The sequence below is a fragment of the Rudaea sp. genome, assembly GCF_036383415.1.
In the GTDB taxonomy this organism is placed as follows: Bacteria; Pseudomonadota; Gammaproteobacteria; order Xanthomonadales; family Rhodanobacteraceae; genus Rudaea.
Map to the genome: position 1 here is coordinate 1 of NZ_DASVOK010000298.1, position 14772 is coordinate 14772.

Annotated in this window: 11 protein-coding genes and 1 tRNA gene; 4 read left to right on the forward strand and 8 right to left on the reverse strand. The window is 63.8% G+C overall.

Annotated elements, in window-relative coordinates; translation table 11 throughout:
- Positions 1-398: thioredoxin family protein (locus VF497_RS11235; protein ID WP_330888708.1), on the forward strand; the 398-nt coding region annotated here is incomplete at its 5' end.
- An 87-nt stretch (positions 399-485) separates the two neighbouring features.
- Here the strand turns inward: VF497_RS11235 and VF497_RS11240 are convergent.
- Together VF497_RS11240 and VF497_RS11245 are read right to left on the reverse strand one after the other, a co-directional pair.
- On the reverse strand, positions 486-1100 hold the full coding sequence (locus VF497_RS11240; RefSeq protein WP_330888710.1) for an OmpW/AlkL family protein: 615 nt from the start codon (positions 1098-1100) through the stop codon (positions 486-488).
- A gap of 403 nt (positions 1101-1503) precedes the next feature.
- Positions 1504-2346 (reverse strand): hypothetical protein, encoded by an 843-nt coding sequence (locus tag VF497_RS11245; RefSeq protein ID WP_330888711.1) that lies wholly within the window; start codon positions 2344-2346, stop codon positions 1504-1506.
- 75 nt (positions 2347-2421) lie between these two features.
- Here VF497_RS11245 and ligA point away from each other — a divergent pair, with 75 nt between their 5' ends.
- Positions 2422-4794 (forward strand): NAD-dependent DNA ligase LigA, encoded by a 2373-nt coding sequence (gene ligA / locus VF497_RS11250; RefSeq protein ID WP_330888713.1) that lies wholly within the window; start codon positions 2422-2424, stop codon positions 4792-4794.
- Positions 4784-5746 (forward strand): EF-P lysine aminoacylase EpmA, encoded by a 963-nt coding sequence (gene epmA / locus VF497_RS11255; RefSeq protein WP_330888715.1) that lies wholly within the window; start codon positions 4784-4786, stop codon positions 5744-5746. The genes ligA and epmA overlap by 11 nt, the downstream gene beginning before the upstream one ends.
- A 3-nt stretch (positions 5747-5749) precedes the next feature.
- Here epmA and VF497_RS11260 read toward each other — a convergent pair whose 3' ends face one another.
- The 5 genes from VF497_RS11260 to acnD form a co-directional block, all read right to left on the reverse strand.
- On the reverse strand, positions 5750-6202 hold the full coding sequence (locus VF497_RS11260) for a DUF2127 domain-containing protein (RefSeq protein ID WP_330888717.1): 453 nt from the start codon (positions 6200-6202) through the stop codon (positions 5750-5752).
- A complete protein-coding gene (locus VF497_RS11265) occupies positions 6203-6892 on the reverse strand; it encodes a DUF2461 domain-containing protein (protein WP_330888719.1) in 690 nt (229 codons plus the stop codon).
- Between the two features lie 65 nt (positions 6893-6957).
- On the reverse strand, positions 6958-8394 hold the full coding sequence (gene sbcB, locus VF497_RS11270) for an exodeoxyribonuclease I (RefSeq protein ID WP_330888721.1): 1437 nt from the start codon (positions 8392-8394) through the stop codon (positions 6958-6960).
- A 36-nt stretch (positions 8395-8430) separates the two neighbouring features.
- Complete coding sequence (gene prpF, locus VF497_RS11275; RefSeq protein WP_330888723.1) at positions 8431-9627, reverse strand: 2-methylaconitate cis-trans isomerase PrpF; 1197 nt, start codon at positions 9625-9627, stop codon at positions 8431-8433.
- Positions 9628-9630: 3 nt separating this feature from the next.
- Positions 9631-12246, reverse strand: coding sequence for a Fe/S-dependent 2-methylisocitrate dehydratase AcnD (acnD, locus tag VF497_RS11280; RefSeq protein ID WP_330888725.1), 2616 nt, complete (start codon positions 12244-12246; stop codon positions 9631-9633).
- 133 nt (positions 12247-12379) lie between these two features.
- Between acnD and VF497_RS11285 the strand changes: the two genes are divergently transcribed.
- Positions 12380-12456: transfer RNA gene (locus VF497_RS11285), tRNA-Arg, on the forward strand.
- Between the two features lie 129 nt (positions 12457-12585).
- On the opposite strand, the gene VF497_RS11290 is transcribed toward VF497_RS11285, so the two are convergent.
- A partial coding sequence (locus VF497_RS11290) for an efflux RND transporter permease subunit (protein ID WP_330888727.1) occupies positions 12586-14772 on the reverse strand: 2187 nt, incomplete at its 5' end.

A 14772-nucleotide genomic window follows, 5' to 3' on the forward strand; every position in this document is an offset into this window, starting at 1 on the left:
ATCGACTCGCGCGACTGCCTGCGACGAAAAACGCCGCGGAGGCGCAGAAAGCCGGCATAGTCGCCTACACGCCGGAGAAGCTCGCGGAATTGCGCGCCGCGAACACGCCGGTGTTCGTCGACATGACCGCCGACTGGTGCATCACCTGCAAGGCGAACGAGCACGCTGTGCTCGACACGCCCGCGTTCCGCGCGCTGCTGCAACGTACGGGCGCCGTATACATGGTCGGCGACTGGACCGACGTCAATCCGGTGATCGAGGCATTCCTTCAGCAATTCCACTCACCGGGCGTGCCGCTCTACGTCGTCTATCCGAAGAACGGCGGGCCCGCCAAGCAACTGCCGAACGTGCTGACCGCTTCGATCGTGGAAAACGCGCTGAACGAAGCGGCGATGTAGAGGCCAATCGACGCTCTCTGACCCGCCTCCGAACCAGGCAAGCGCGAGCTGAGCGGCACGCCGCCCAGCCCGCGCCGTTGGCGTCACTCAGAACCGGTAGCCGACCGCGAGGCCCCAGACCCACGGATCAATCGTCACCTTGCCGACGTTTGCTCCGTTGACATGCGCGGTGGTCTCGATGCTGATCCAGCGTCCGTCGAGGGTCAGCGACCAGTTGCCGGAAAGGCGCCAGTCGATGCCGAAATGCGCGGCGATGCCCCACGAGTCGTCGAGGTCGAGCTGAGTGCCGGCGAGCGGGCCTTTCTCCTTGATGCCGAAGAAACGCGTGTAGTTGAGGCCGACGCCGACGAACGGCGAGACCTGGCCGTCGGGTGCGAAGTGGTATTGCACGCTGAACGTCGGTGGCAGGTGCTTGACGTCGGCTGCCTTGACGCCGTTCAACTTGACCTCGTGCTCGAACGGCAGCGCGGCGAGTGCCTCGATGCCCCAGTTGCGCGTGAGGAAATACTCGAGCGTGATCGTCGGCTTGGCGTCGTCGCCGACCTTGGTTTTCAATGTTCCGCCGGCCAAGGTACCGTTGTCGGAATCGGGCGACACGACGTGCGCGCCCACCTTGACCTGCCACGCCCCCACATCCTGCGCGAGCGCAGGCGCGGCGATGCCGCACAAGATCAGAACCAGTACTGCCTGGCTTTGCTTCATGACATTCCCCCTGATTGGAATGCCCGATGCCGCGGTGCCCCTGCGACGCGGACGGCGAACAACCGCACCCGCCGCACGAGTCGGGCTGGATCATGTGCCAGCACAAACGACGCACACTTCCCCAAGCCCGATCGCGCCGCCCGACCGCTGCAGACGCGAGGCCACCCGGATGCAACAAGTGCAAATGTGTACAAATGTACAGCCACGTTAGCATGCGCGGCCGCAGGGCTATCGAGCGATGGATCACACCTTCGGCGCACGCTGCGAGGCAAAGGCTGGCGCCGGTCACAAAACGGAAAAATAATTTTCGTGAACGCGCCGCAGCGTGAACGCGGAAAAGAAAAAGGCCGGAGCGACGGCGGCTGGAGCGCGCGTCGTTCCGGCCTCGATCGAAATATTGCCGCTATTCGATCTGCTCTCTCGCCCAAGCCGCATCGAGCGCTTCCATCGCGTCCTTGGGCTTGAGCTTCGCCGCTTTCGAGTAGGCTTCGGCGACGTCGTCCTCGCGTTTGTCGCCGTAGAGCAGCATCAGCGCGTTGCCGTACTCGACGTGGGCGATCGGCGAATCCGGGGTGAGCTTGAGTGCTTCCTTGAGCTGTTTCTCCGCTTCGGCCGCACTCGCACCATAGGTCAGCTTGGCGAGCATGCCGCCGACCTTGCCGACGATTTCGGCGTGGTAGACGCCGAGCGCGGTATGCGCTTCGGCATGCTTCGGCGCGAGCTTGAGCGCCTTGTCGAGCGACTCCTTGACCTTGCCGCCGATGCCTTGGGCGAGCGCCTGGGTGATCGAGATCGTCTGGCTGTAGCGGCCGAGCGCAAATGCGCGCCGATAGTGCGAGTTGGCTTCGCCCGGCAGCGAGGCGATCGCTTCGTCGGCGAGCTTGGCCAGCGCCTCGAAGCGCGCGGTCTTCTCTTTGTCGCTGTCGACCAGATACGTCGCGTGGATGCCTCCGGCCTTGACTGCGACTGATGCGCCGAGCGCCTTCAATGCCGTACCGGCCTCGTAGGCCTCGTGGAAATCGCCGCGATGGAAGGCGCGCCATGCGTCCTGCAGCGCGTCGGCGATCTTCGCCGCATCCTTGCCGAGCTTGGGATTGGCCTTGAGCAGCTTGGCCACGTGTTTCTCGTCGGGGAACGGCTCCTGGTCGCCCGCGTGCAGCTTGGTCCAGGCCTTGGCGAGCTTGTCGCCGGCGTAGTCGTAGGCCTTGTCGGGATGCGGAAATGCCTTCCAGTTCGATTTCGCCATCGTGGTCTCCCCGTTGAATGCAACAAGCTTCCGGCAAGCGCGGTGCAACATGCAAGACGTTGGTAAACTTGCACGATGAGCCCAGCCGTTTCAAACAATGCCAGCCGACGTGCCGCGGAACTGCGCGAGCGCCTCGACGAAGCCAGCCACCGCTACCACGTGCTCGATGCGCCGACGATTCCCGACGCCGAGTACGACGCGCTGATGCGCGAGCTGGAAGCGCTCGAGGCGACGCATCCCGAACTCGTCACGCCCGATTCGCCGACGCAACGTGTCGGCGCAGCACCTTCGAGCGAGTTCGCCGAGGTGCGCCACGAGATTCCGATGTTGTCGCTCGCGAATGCGTTCAATGACGAGGAGATAGCCGAGTTCGTGCGTCGCATCCGCAGCCGGCTCGATGACGACGACGGCAAGCCTCTCGTGTTCTCGGTCGAGCCCAAGTTCGACGGTCTCGCGATCAGCCTGCGCTACGAGCGGGGCCGCTTCGTGCGTGGTGCGACGCGCGGCGACGGCGAGAGCGGCGAGGATGTGACCGCGAATCTGCGCACGATCAAGCAGGTTCCACTCAAGCTGCACGGGAAGGATTGGCCCGCCGTGATCGAAGTGCGCGGCGAGGTTTACATGCCACGCGCCGGCTTCGAGAAATACAACGAGATCGCACGCGAATCCGGCGGCAAGATCAAGCTGTTGATCAATCCACGCAATGCAGCGGCCGGTTCGCTGCGCCAGCTCGATCCGCGCATCACGGCAACGCGACCGCTCGCGTTCTACGCCTACGCGGTTGGTGTGGTCGAGGGCGGCGTGCTGCCGCCGACGCATTCGCAGACGCTGCGCAAGCTGCGCGACTGGGGCTTTCCGGTCAGCACGCTCGTTGCCACCGCGGAAGGCGAGAGCGGCTGCCTCGACTACTACCGTCGCATCGGTGCGCAACGCGACGCGCTGCCATTCGACATCGATGGTGTCGTCTACAAGCTCGACGACCTCGCCACGCAGCGCGAACTCGGTTTCGTCGGACGCACGCCGCGCTGGGCAATCGCACACAAGTTTCCGGCGCAGGAGCAGACGACCACGATCGAAGCGATCGACATCAACATCGGCCGCACCGGTGCGGCGACGCCGACCGCGCGCTTGAAACCGGTCTTCGTCGGCGGCGTAACCGTGACCAACGCGACGCTGCACAACGCCGACCAGGTCGCACGCCTCGACGTGCGCATCGGCGACACGGTGATCGTGCGTCGTGCGGGCGACGTGATCCCCGAGGTGGTCAGCGTCGTTGCCGATGCGGGGCATGCCGCTCGCTCGCCGTGGACCATGCCGGCGACGTGCCCGGTCTGCGGCTCGGAAATCGTGCGCGAAGAGGGCGAGGCGGTCGCGCGCTGCACGGGCGGCCTGTCCTGTGCCGCGCAAGTTCAACAGGCGATCTTCCACTTCGCCTCGCGCCGCGCAATCGACATCGATGGCCTTGGCGAGCGCTACATCGAAGACCTGACCGAACTCGGTTACGTCAAATCGGTCGCCGACCTGTACAAGCTCACGCTCGACGGTCTGCTCGAAATGAAACGCCGCGCCGACGAGCGCGATGGCACGACGCCGGAGACGGTCAAGGCCGGCAAGGTCGCGAGCAAATGGGCCGAGAACCTGATCGAGGCGATCGACCGCAGCCGACGCACGACGCTGGCGCGATTCCTGTATTCGCTCGGCATCACTCACGTCGGCGAAAGCACGGCCAAGGCGCTGGCACTATGGTTCGGCGAACTTGAACTGATTCGTCATCTGCCGTCGCCGATCCTCAAGCTCGTGCCCGATATCGGCGGCGAGGTGGCGTATGCGATCGATCATTTCTTTTCCCAGGAAGGCAACCAGCGCGTGATCGACGATCTCGTCGCGCGGGGTGTTGTCGTCACCGACGCACATGCGCCGTCACCCAAGCTGCGCGCGAAGCTTGCGCTCGGCAGCCTGCTGGCTGAATTCGACATTTCCAAGCTGACCGAGAAGCGCGCTGCGCAACTCGCCGAGAAGCTGGATTCGCTGGCCGCGCTGCGTTCCGCCGACGAAGCCGACCTGACCGCAGCAGGTCTTCCGGCCGATACTGCGCAAAGCCTGCTCGCATTCCTCGCCTCGCAGAGCGGGCGCGAGCTGGTCTCGCGCTGCGAGCGGTCCGTCGCTGCCTTGATGGCGAAGGTGGCCGTTGGCGCGGCCGAAGCCGCCGGACCGCTCGAAGGCCAGACTGCCGTGCTGACCGGCAGCCTCAACGCGCTGACACGCGACGAAGCCAAGGCCAGACTCGAAGCACTCGGCGCCAAGGTCGCCGGCAGCGTGTCGAAGAAGACCAGCCTCGTCATCGCCGGCAGCGAAGCGGGCTCCAAGCTCGACAAGGCGAACGAACTCGGCATCGAAGTCTGGGACGAGGCGCGACTGCTCGAATTTCTGCGTGCACATGAAAGTTGATGACCGATTTGCTGCATTGCGCCTGCGCGCGCGCCTGTACGCGCTGATTCGCGAGTTCTTCGCCGAGCGCGGCGTGCTTGAAGTTGAGACGCCGGTGCTGTCGGCCGCCGGCAACACCGATCCGAACATCGAAAGCTTCCACGTGCGCTTCTCTGGTCATGCCGATGCGGGCGCGCCATTGCGTTGGCTGCGTACTTCATCCGAGTTTCCGCAGAAGCGTCTGCTTGCAGCAGGCGTCGGCGACATCTACGAGCTCGGCCGCGTGTTCCGCAACGGCGAAGCAGGGCGGCGGCACAATCCCGAGTTCACGATGCTCGAGTGGTATCGCGTCGGTTGGGACCACACGCGGTTGATCGATGAAGTCGTCGAGCTCGTAAACTCGGCACTGGCGATCGCCAGTCGGCAAGTCGAAGTGAAAAAGTATACGTATTGCGATCTGTTCGTCTCGACGCTGGATGTCGATCCATTCAAGGCGACCGACGCCGAGCTGCGTGTCGCGCTTGGCGAGGTGAAGATCGATGCGCAAGGCCTTGGCCGCGACGACTGGCTCGATCTGCTGCTCACGCATCGCATCCAGCCGGCGTTTCCGATCGACAGGGTCACGGTCATCTGCGACTATCCGGCAACGCAATGCGCACTGGCGAGGATTCGTGCGGGTGATCCACCGGTGGCAGAACGCTTCGAGTTGTATGTCGGCACGCAGGAACTCGCCAACGGCTACCACGAACTGACCGACGCTACCGAGCAGGGCGCACGCTTCGAGCGTGACAACGCGCGGCGGCGCGAGCGCGGGCTCGCCGAAGTACCGGTTGATGCAAACCTGCTCACGGCGCTCAAACAGGGCATGCCCGATTGCGCCGGCGTCGCGCTCGGCATCGAGCGCCTGCTCATGGCGATGCTCGGCAGCGACGATATCCGCGAGGTACTCGCGTTCGCGTTCGCCGAGGCCTGAGGCTCAGCCGCCGCGGCGCACGATGCGCCAGAGGTAGATCACGATCGCGACGTTGACTGCGAGCGCGAGCACCTTGAGCCAGGTGAAGTGGTGATAAATCTCCCAAGCCTCGAACGGGATCAGCGAGGCGGTTGCGAACACGGTCAGGTATTCGGCCCAACGCTTGCGCCGCCACAGGCCCCAACCTTCGACGAGGAACAGCGCGGCGTAGATGCTCGCGCCGATGCCGATCAGTTCGAACTTGCGCTGTGTCAGCCCGAGCAGGGCATCGACCCAGCGGATGACGATGCCGTGACCGCTGCGTATCGGCAGCTGCGCGATCCAGTCCGCGAAATGTTCCAGCGACGCGGCATGCACGAGGCGGAATGCAACTGTCGCCAGCACGAGCAATACCGCTGCCTTGGCGAATTTGTAGATGGCGATTGCGCGCAGCGCGGCCCCACTGTGCTCGGCCATTCAGAACTCCAGGTCGAGCGCGGCGCACAGGTAGTCGAGCATCGGCGCCACGCCCTTGAAACCATCGACGACGGCATCGCGCAGCTCCGACGAACAAACGACCTTGTCGTCGATGCCGCGCCAGGCAGCGAAGTCCTTGCGCTTGATGTCATCGATCAGTTCGTGCTGCGCATCGTAGCCGCGCGGCGGGCGCGTGAGCGAGTCGCCGCCGATCGTGAACGCGGTGCGGAAGCGCGCGTTGTGTACGGCCTTCTTCCATGCCGCCGGATTGTCGACAAGGAATTCGCGTACGCGGTTCAGCGTCGGCGGCTCCGGATGCCAGAGGCCGCCGCCGACAAAGCTGTCGCCGGGCTGTACGTGCATGTAGAACGAGGGTGCCGGCACCTGTTTTGCGCGTTCATGGGCCAGGCGCGCGCCAAGCCAGGTCTTGTACGGGGTCTTGTCGTTGGCGAAGCGCGTGTCCCGATAGATGCGGAACATCGAGCCGCCATGCGGGCGCGGATCGGCGCGATAGTGCTTGCTGATCTTCGCCAGTGGCGTGGCGAGATCGCCAATCAGATGCAGGAATGGGTCGCGCACGACCGCTTCCCAGCGTGCCTTGTTAGCCGTGAACCATTCGCGGTTGTTGTTGCGCGCGAACTCGCGCATCAGCTTGAGGCTGGCCGGAGTGAAGTAGGTCGTCGCTGCCATGATCGTTTGATTCGGAGATTTACTGTCCGAAGTGTAGCGCAGGGGAGGCGATTCAAAGCCGAACCTTACAACGGAACTTCGTTTCCCCATGCTTCAAGCTGATCGAGCAAGGCAAGCTGGTCAGGGCGCACCGCCGGCGATGCGCGCAGCTGCGCGATTTCGGCGAGATAGTCGGGCAGGGTCAGCGCGGTCGCTTCGGTCTGCACGATCAGGCGCGTGCGGCGGAAGTCGTTCCAGCGATCGAGTTCGGCGGCGTCGAGCGTCTGCGGCCAGTTGCGCGCGCGATAGCGGAACAGCAGTTCGGTGTAGCGCGGATCGGCGAAGGGAAAGCGCTGCGCGCCAAGTTGTTCGGGCGGCGTGCGCCGCACTTCGCGGAACAAGCGCTTGTCGGCGTCGGACGGAAAATCAGAATAGATCGCCAGGTCGGGATCGACTGTTCCGCGTTCCTCACGCGGCGTCGAAAACACTTCGTGCAACTTTTCGACCAGACCGTCCGCGCTTTGCAATCGAGCGAGGTGCGCCTTGCAACGCTCGACATCGAGACCGATGCGCGCCGTGTCGACGCCGTTCAAAGCCGATAGCGGCGCCAATGCGGGCGACTTGTTCGCGTGCACGGTCTTGAGCGGAATGCGCTCGACGTCCTCGGGCAGGTCGGCGCGCGGAGTGAAGACGCGGTCGGCGATCTCGTCGGCATCGAGTTCGAGCAACGGCATTGGATCGACATCGAGGTCGTAGACGATCACGCCGTTGCCCTGTGTTGGATGCGCCGCGAGCGGGACGATCATCGCTAGGCAGCCGCGCTCGGCTGGGTAACGCGAGGACACGTGCAGCACCGGCGTGCGGTGCGCGTAGTCGAGCAGTTCGAATGCGCGCTGCTTTTTACGCAGATCGAAATAGAACTGCCACAGCCGCGGCTGGCGAGCACGCAGCAGGCGGGCGAGGGCGATCGTCGCCTGCACGTCGGACAGCGCATCATGAGCGTGCTCGTGACCGAGATGATTGGCTGCGGTCAGTTGTTCCAGTTTGAAACTCGGTAGATTGTTTTCGCGCGTTGGCCATTCGATGCCCTGCGGTCGCAGCGCATAACACATGCGCACGAGATCGATCAGATCCCAGCGCGAGTTCTTGTCCTTCCATTCGCGCTCGTACGGATCGTAGAAATTACGATAGAGGAGATTGCGCGTGAACTCGTCGTCGAAACGCAACGAGTTGTAGCCCACGCCGCAGGTGCCGGGCAGGGCGAGTTCGTCGTGCAGCTGCGCGATGAATTCGGCTTCGATCACGCCGTCGCGCTCGGCCTGTTGCGGCGAAATGCCGGTGACGAGGCAGGCGGCCGGACGCGGCAGCACGTCGGATGCAGGTTTGCAGTAGATCGAAACCGGCTCGCCAATGGGTTCGAGTTCGAGCGTCGTGCGTTGCCCGGCGAACTGCACCGCGCGATCGCGGCGCGGATCAGTGCCCGAGGTTTCGTAGTCGTGCCAGAAGAAGCTCGCCTGGTTCATTGGCCAAGCTTACCGGAACGCAAGACGGCTACACGCCTATCCGCGCGCGAGTACATCGCCCGGTACGCGCACCGCGCCTTCCATGAGCACGCGTGCCGAGCGCGACATGATCGCGCGGGTCACGGTCCACTGACCGTCGACGAGCTTCGCTTCGGCGCCGACGCGCAGCGTGCCGGAGGGATGCCCGAAACGCACCGCGTTGCGCTCGCCGCCACCGGCTGCGAGGTTGACCAGCGTGCCCGGAATCGCTGCGGCCGTGCCGATCGCGACCGCCGCCGTGCCCATCATCGCGTGGTGCAGCTTACCCATCGACAGCGCGCGCACGTTGAGATCGACTTCGCTTGCAGCGACAGCCTTGCCGCTGGATGCGGCGTAGCTCATCGGCGGCGCGACGAAAGCGATCTTCGGCGTGTGCTGGCGTTGCGCGGCGTCGGCGACATCTTTGATCAGGCCCATCTTCAACGCGCCGTGCGCGCGGATCGTCTCGAACCTTGCCAGCGTCTTGGTGTCGCCGTTGATCGCGTCCTGCAGTTCGGTGCCGGTGTAGCCGATGTCTGCTGCATTGAGGAAGATTGTCGGGATGCCGGCGTTGATCAGCGTCGCCTTGAACGTGCCGACACCGGGCACGTCGAGGTCGTCGACAAGGTTGCCAGTGGGGAACATCGCGCCACCGTCCTCGCCTTCATCGGCTGGATCGAGGAATTCGAGCTGGATCTCGGCGGCGGGGAAAGTCACGCCATCGAGTTCGAAGTCGCCGGTCTCCTGCACCTGGCCATTCGTGATCGGCACATGCGCGACGATGGTCTTGCCGATGTTCGCCTGCCAGATGCGAACGGTGCAGATGCCGTTCAGCGGAATCTTCGCCGCACCAATCAAGCCATTCGCGATCGCGAACGGACCGACTGCGGCGGAGAGATTGCCGCAGTTGCCCGACCAGTCGACGAACGGCTTGTCGATCGAAACCTGGCCAAACAGGTAATCGACGTCGTGATCGGACCGCGCGCTCTTCGAGACGATGACCGTCTTGCTCGTACTCGACGTGGCGCCGCCCATGCCGTCGATCTGCTTCGCGTACGCATCCGGCGAGCCGATCACGCGAAGCAGCAGCGCATCGCGTGCCTTGCCGGGCACCTGCGCGGTTTCGGGCAAATCCTGAAGGCGGAAGAACACGCCTTTCGACGTGCCACCGCGCAGGTAGGTAGCCGGAATTTTGATTTGCGCAATGGATGGCATGATTCAGGCCGCTTTCGACGATTCGAGAAAATCCTGGGCGAAGCGCTGCAACACGCCGCCCGCTTCGTAGATCGAGACTTCTTCGTCCGAATCAAGGCGGCAGGTGACCGGCACCTCGACGCGCTCGCCGTTCCTGCGATGAATCACCAGCGTCAGCGTCGCGCGCGGCTTACGCACACCGATCACATCGAAGGTTTCACTGCCGTCGATGGCATACGTTTTGCGCGTGTCGCCCGGTTTGAACTCCAGCGGCAGCACGCCCATGCCGATCAGATTGGTACGGTGGATACGCTCGAAGCCCTCGGCGACTATGGCCTCGACTCCGGCAAGGCGCACGCCCTTCGCCGCCCAGTCGCGGGAGCTGCCCTGGCCGTAGTCGGCGCCGGCGATGATGATCAGCGGTTGCTTGCGCTGCATGTAGGTCTCGATTGCCTCCCACATGCGCATGACCCTGCCGTCGGGTTCGAGGCGAGTCAGCGAACCTTTCTTTACCGCGCCGTCGACGACGGCCATCTCGTTGACGAGCTGCGGATTGGCGAAGGTCGCGCGCTGTGCGGTGAGATGATCGCCGCGATGCGTCGCGTACGAATTGAAGTCTTCTTCGGGCAGGCCCATCTTGGCAAGGTATTCGCCGGCTGCGCTGCTGCGCAGGATCGCGTTCGATGGCGACAGGTGGTCGGTCGTGATGTTATCCGGCAGCACCGCGAGCGGGCGTAGCCCTTTCAGCGTGCGCTCGCCGGCCAGCGCGCCTTCCCAGTACGGCGGACGGCGGATGTAGGTGCTCTGCGCGCGCCAATCGTACAGCGGCGCAGCGCGCTCGCCGCTGTCGACGGCGAGTTTGAACATAGGCTCGTACACCTTGCGGAACTGCTCGGGCTTGACGCTGGATTTGACGATCGCGTCGATCTCGGCATCGCTCGGCCAGATGTCCTTGAGGCGCACCTCGTTGCCTTGCGCGTCAACGCCGAGCACATCCTTCTCGATGTCGAAGCGCACGCTGCCGGCGATCGCGTAGGCGATCACGAGCGGCGGCGAAGCGAGAAAGGCCTGCTTCGCATACGGATGGATGCGGCCGTCGAAGTTGCGGTTGCCGGAGAGCACGGCGGTCGCGTAGAGATCGCGGTCGATGATTTCCTGCTGCAGTTTCGGATCGAGCGCGCCGCTCATGCCGTTGCAGGTCGTGCAGGCGAAGGCGACGATGCCAAAGCCGAGCTTTTCGAGTTCCGGCAGCAGGCCAGCTTCTTCCAGGTACAACTGCACGGCCTTCGACCCAGGCGCGAGCGAAGTCTTGACCCAGGGCTTGCGCACGAGGCCGCGCGCGTTCGCGTTGCGCGCGATGAGGCCAGCGGCGATGACGTTGCGCGGGTTTGAGGTATTCGTGCAACTCGTGATCGCGGCGATGATGACCGCGCCGTCGGGCATCAGCCCCTTGGCTTCCTCGGACTTGCCCGCTTCGAGCTTGGCCTTGTCGGCGATATCGCGTGCGGCCAACTCGCTCACGGGCAGACGGCGATGCGGATTCGAGGGGCCGGCCATGTTGCGCACGACAGTCGAAAGATCGAAATGCAGCGTACGCTCGTACTGCGCGGTCTTCAGCGCATCGGCCCAGAGGCCTGCGGTTTTCGCATAGGTTTCGACCAGCGCGACCTGCTCGTCGCTGCGACCGGTCAATCTCAAGTAATCGAGCGTGTTGTCGTCGATGAAGAACATCGCCGCGGTCGCGCCGTACTCGGGCGCCATGTTCGAAATCGTCGCGCGGTCGCCGACGGTCAGCGCCGCCGCGCCTTCGCCACGAAATTCGAGGTAGGCACCGACGACTTTGGACTGACGCAGGAACTCGGTCAGCGCGAGCACGATATCGGTCGCGGTGATGCCCGGCTGCGGCTTGCGGGCCAGCTCGACGCCGATGATGTCGGGCAGGCGCATCCACGAGGCGCGTCCGAGCATCACGTTCTCGGCCTCGAGGCCGCCGACGCCAACCGCGATCACCCCGAGCGCGTCGACGTGCGGCGTGTGACTGTCGGTGCCGACGCAGGTGTCGGGGAACGCGGCACCATCCTGCACGTAGATGACCGGCGACATCTTCTCCAGATTGATCTGATGCATGATGCCGTTGCCAGGCGGGATCACGTCGACATTGCGGAACGCTTTCTTGGTCCAATCGATGAAATGGAAGCGGTCTTCGTTGCGACGATCCTCGATTGCGCGATTCTTCGCGAACGCGTTCGGGTCGTAACCACCGCATTCGACCGCGAGCGAGTGGTCGACGATGAGCTGCACCGGCACGACCGGATTCACCTGTGCGGGATCACCCCCCTGGTCCGCAATCGCGTCACGCAGCCCCGCGAGATCGACCAGAGCGGTCTGGCCGAGGATGTCGTGGCAGACTACGCGCGCCGGGAACCAAGGGAAGTCGAGATCGCGCTTGCGCCCGATCAACTGGCCGAGGTAGGCGTCGATGCGCGCGGGATCGGCGCGGCGGACAATATTCTCGGCGTGCACGCGAGCGGTGTAGGGCAGTGCGTCCCACGCGCCAGGCTGGATCGCGTCGACCGCGGCGCGCGCATCGAACCAGTCGAGCCTAGTACCCGGGAGTGGTTTGCGATAGGTCGTGTTCATGACGGACTGCTCCGAGTGGGCGCGGACACGAGCGGCAACGACAGCCATTCTCGTGTATCGCGTCCCTGTAAAAAGGCCATTATCCCAGTATTGACGAAGGGTGTCGTTGCCGGGATAATGCGCGGCTCACTGAGCGCCCGTAGCTCAGCTGGATAGAGCACCAGGCTACGAACTTGGTGGTCGGGAGTTCGAATCTCTCCGGGCGCGCCATCTTGAAAACCAACTACGCCAACGGTCCCCGGACTGTTGGCGTAGTTGTTTGCGCGGGTGATTCCTTAAACTCCGCTTGAAATCACACGCCCCACGGTGTCGGGAACACACGGCCCCCTGTCGGGGGCATCACACCTCCAGCCGATCGTCCTTGCGCGCCACCAGCGCATACAGCACCGGCATCAGATACACGCTGATCAGAAGCCGGGTGAAGAGGCCACTTACGATGACCAGCGCAAACGGCATTTGCGTGTCCGTGCCGACGCCGGTGGCGAGTGCCGCAGGCAACAGTCCCAGCGCCGCCACCAGCGCAGTCATCATGATCGGGCGCAGACGCAGGATCGCGGCTTCGCGAACCGCCTCGGCAAGCGCGATGCCATTGCCACGCAGCTCGTTGACGTAGGAGATGTAGACGACCGCCGTCTGCACCGAGACGCCGAACAGCGCGAGGAACCCGACGCCGGACGACACCGAGAACGGCGTGCCGGTGATCCAAAGTGCGACGAGACCGCCGACGGGCGCCGACAGCAGCACGCCGAGCACGGTGATGAACGGGAATTTGAAATTGCCGTAGAGCGTGAACAGCAGGAAGAAAATCAGGAACACCGTGAGCGGCAGGATCACGCTCAACTGCGCACGCGAGGCGGTGTACTCCGTGTATTCGCCGCCCCAGTCGAGGCGGTAGCTGCGCGGCAACGGCACCTTCTTGTTGACTTGCTCGATCGCATCTTCGACCGCACCGGCCAGGTCGCGTCCTTCCACCGAGAACTGCACGCCGATGTAACGCGAGTTGTTCTGGCGATAGATGAACGAGGCACCGGACACGACCTTGATGTCGGCAAATTCCTTCAGCGGGATCTGCTGCCCTCCAGGTGTCGCCACGAGGATATTGCCGATTTCGTCCGGATTGTCGCGGTAGTCGTGTTCGAGGCGCACGACGAGATCGAACTGTTTTTCTCCTTGCACCACTTGCGTGGCCACATCGCCACCGATCGCGGTCTGGATCAGGCCGTTGATGTCTGCGACGTTCAGGCCGTAGCGGGCGATGCGGGCTCGATCGATGTTGATCGTAAGACTGGGCTGGCCGAGTTCCCGAACCAGGGTCACATGTTTGATCCCGCGCACGTTCTCCAGAACCTTCTTGATCGCCTTGCCCTTCTGCTCGAGGACATCCAGATTCGCGCCGAACACCTTCACGGCGAGGGCGCTCTTCAAGCCGGTTTCCGCTTCGTCTACCGCGTCTTCGGCGGGCTGGGTGAAATTGAAGATGATGCCGGGAAAAGCCTGCAGCTTTTCATTGATGGCCTCGATGAGCTTGGCCTTGGTGCGGTATGCGCCAGCCCACTGCGAATACGGCTTGAGGGCAACGAAAAATTCGACGTTGAAGAACCCGGTCGCATCCGTGCCGTCGTCGGGCCGGCCCAATTCGGAAGCCACCGTGGTCACCTCGGGAAAGCTGCGCAGGATCTCGCGAATCTTCGGCGTCACCTTCGCCGATTCGTCGAACGAAATCGTGTAGGGCATTGTCGCGCGGACCCACAGTGCGCCTTCGTCGAGTTGCGGCATGAATTCCGCGCCGATATGCGGAACGAGCAGAAGCGAGGCGGCGAGCACCAGGGCGGATGCGCACGTCGTCGCCCACGGGCGCGCGAGGCAATAGTCAAGGCCTTTGACATACACGGACTTCACCGCCTCGAAGGCACGGTTGCGCCGCTCGCGCACACCCTTGCGCATGAACCACGCGCAAAGCACGGGCAGCAAGGCGAGGGTCACAATCAGCGAACCGACCAGGGCAAAAACCATCGTGTCGGCCATCGGCCGGAACAATGTGCCCGAAGGTCCCGTCAGCACGTAGATCGGCAAGAAGCTGACCACGATTACCGCGACGGAGTAGAACAGCGGGCGGTCCACCTCGGCCGCGGCGTCGCGAATGATTTCCTTGATGCTGAACTCGGTTCCCTTTCGTTCCGCGATCTGACGGAAGATGTTTTCTACCATGACCACGGCGCCATCGACCAGGATGCCGAAGTCGACTGCGCCGATGGAAAGCAGGTTGGCCGAGGCATGCTGCGCGTCGAGGCAGATGAACGCGAACAGCAGCGCCAACGGTATGGTGACGGCAACAATCAGTCCCGCGCGAAAATCGTAGAGGAAAAAGATCAGGACCACGACGACGAGCAGCATGCCGCGCAACAGATTGTCCTCGACGACCTTGGTCGTCAGCTCGATCAGATCGGTGCGGTCATAGAACGGAACGACTTTCACGTCCTTGGGCAGGATTTCCTCGTTGAGCTCCTTGGTCTTGGCCTGCACGCG

Coding starts and splice junctions, on each gene's coding strand:
- VF497_RS11245 (WP_330888711.1), bottom strand. CDS start 2,346: ATGGCGAAATCGAACTGGAAGGCATTTCCGCATCCCGACAAGGCCTAC.
- VF497_RS11240 (WP_330888710.1), bottom strand. CDS start 1,100: ATGAAGCAAAGCCAGGCAGTACTGGTTCTGATCTTGTGCGGCATCGCC.
- acnD (WP_330888725.1), bottom strand. CDS start 12,246: ATGAACACGACCTATCGCAAACCACTCCCGGGTACTAGGCTCGACTGG.
- prpF (WP_330888723.1), bottom strand. CDS start 9,627: ATGCCATCCATTGCGCAAATCAAAATTCCGGCTACCTACCTGCGCGGT.
- VF497_RS11260 (WP_330888717.1), bottom strand. CDS start 6,202: ATGGCCGAGCACAGTGGGGCCGCGCTGCGCGCAATCGCCATCTACAAA.
- epmA (WP_330888715.1), top strand. CDS start 4,784: ATGAAAGTTGATGACCGATTTGCTGCATTGCGCCTGCGCGCGCGCCTG.
- VF497_RS11265 (WP_330888719.1), bottom strand. CDS start 6,892: ATGGCAGCGACGACCTACTTCACTCCGGCCAGCCTCAAGCTGATGCGC.
- ligA (WP_330888713.1), top strand. CDS start 2,422: ATGAGCCCAGCCGTTTCAAACAATGCCAGCCGACGTGCCGCGGAACTG.
- sbcB (WP_330888721.1), bottom strand. CDS start 8,394: ATGAACCAGGCGAGCTTCTTCTGGCACGACTACGAAACCTCGGGCACT.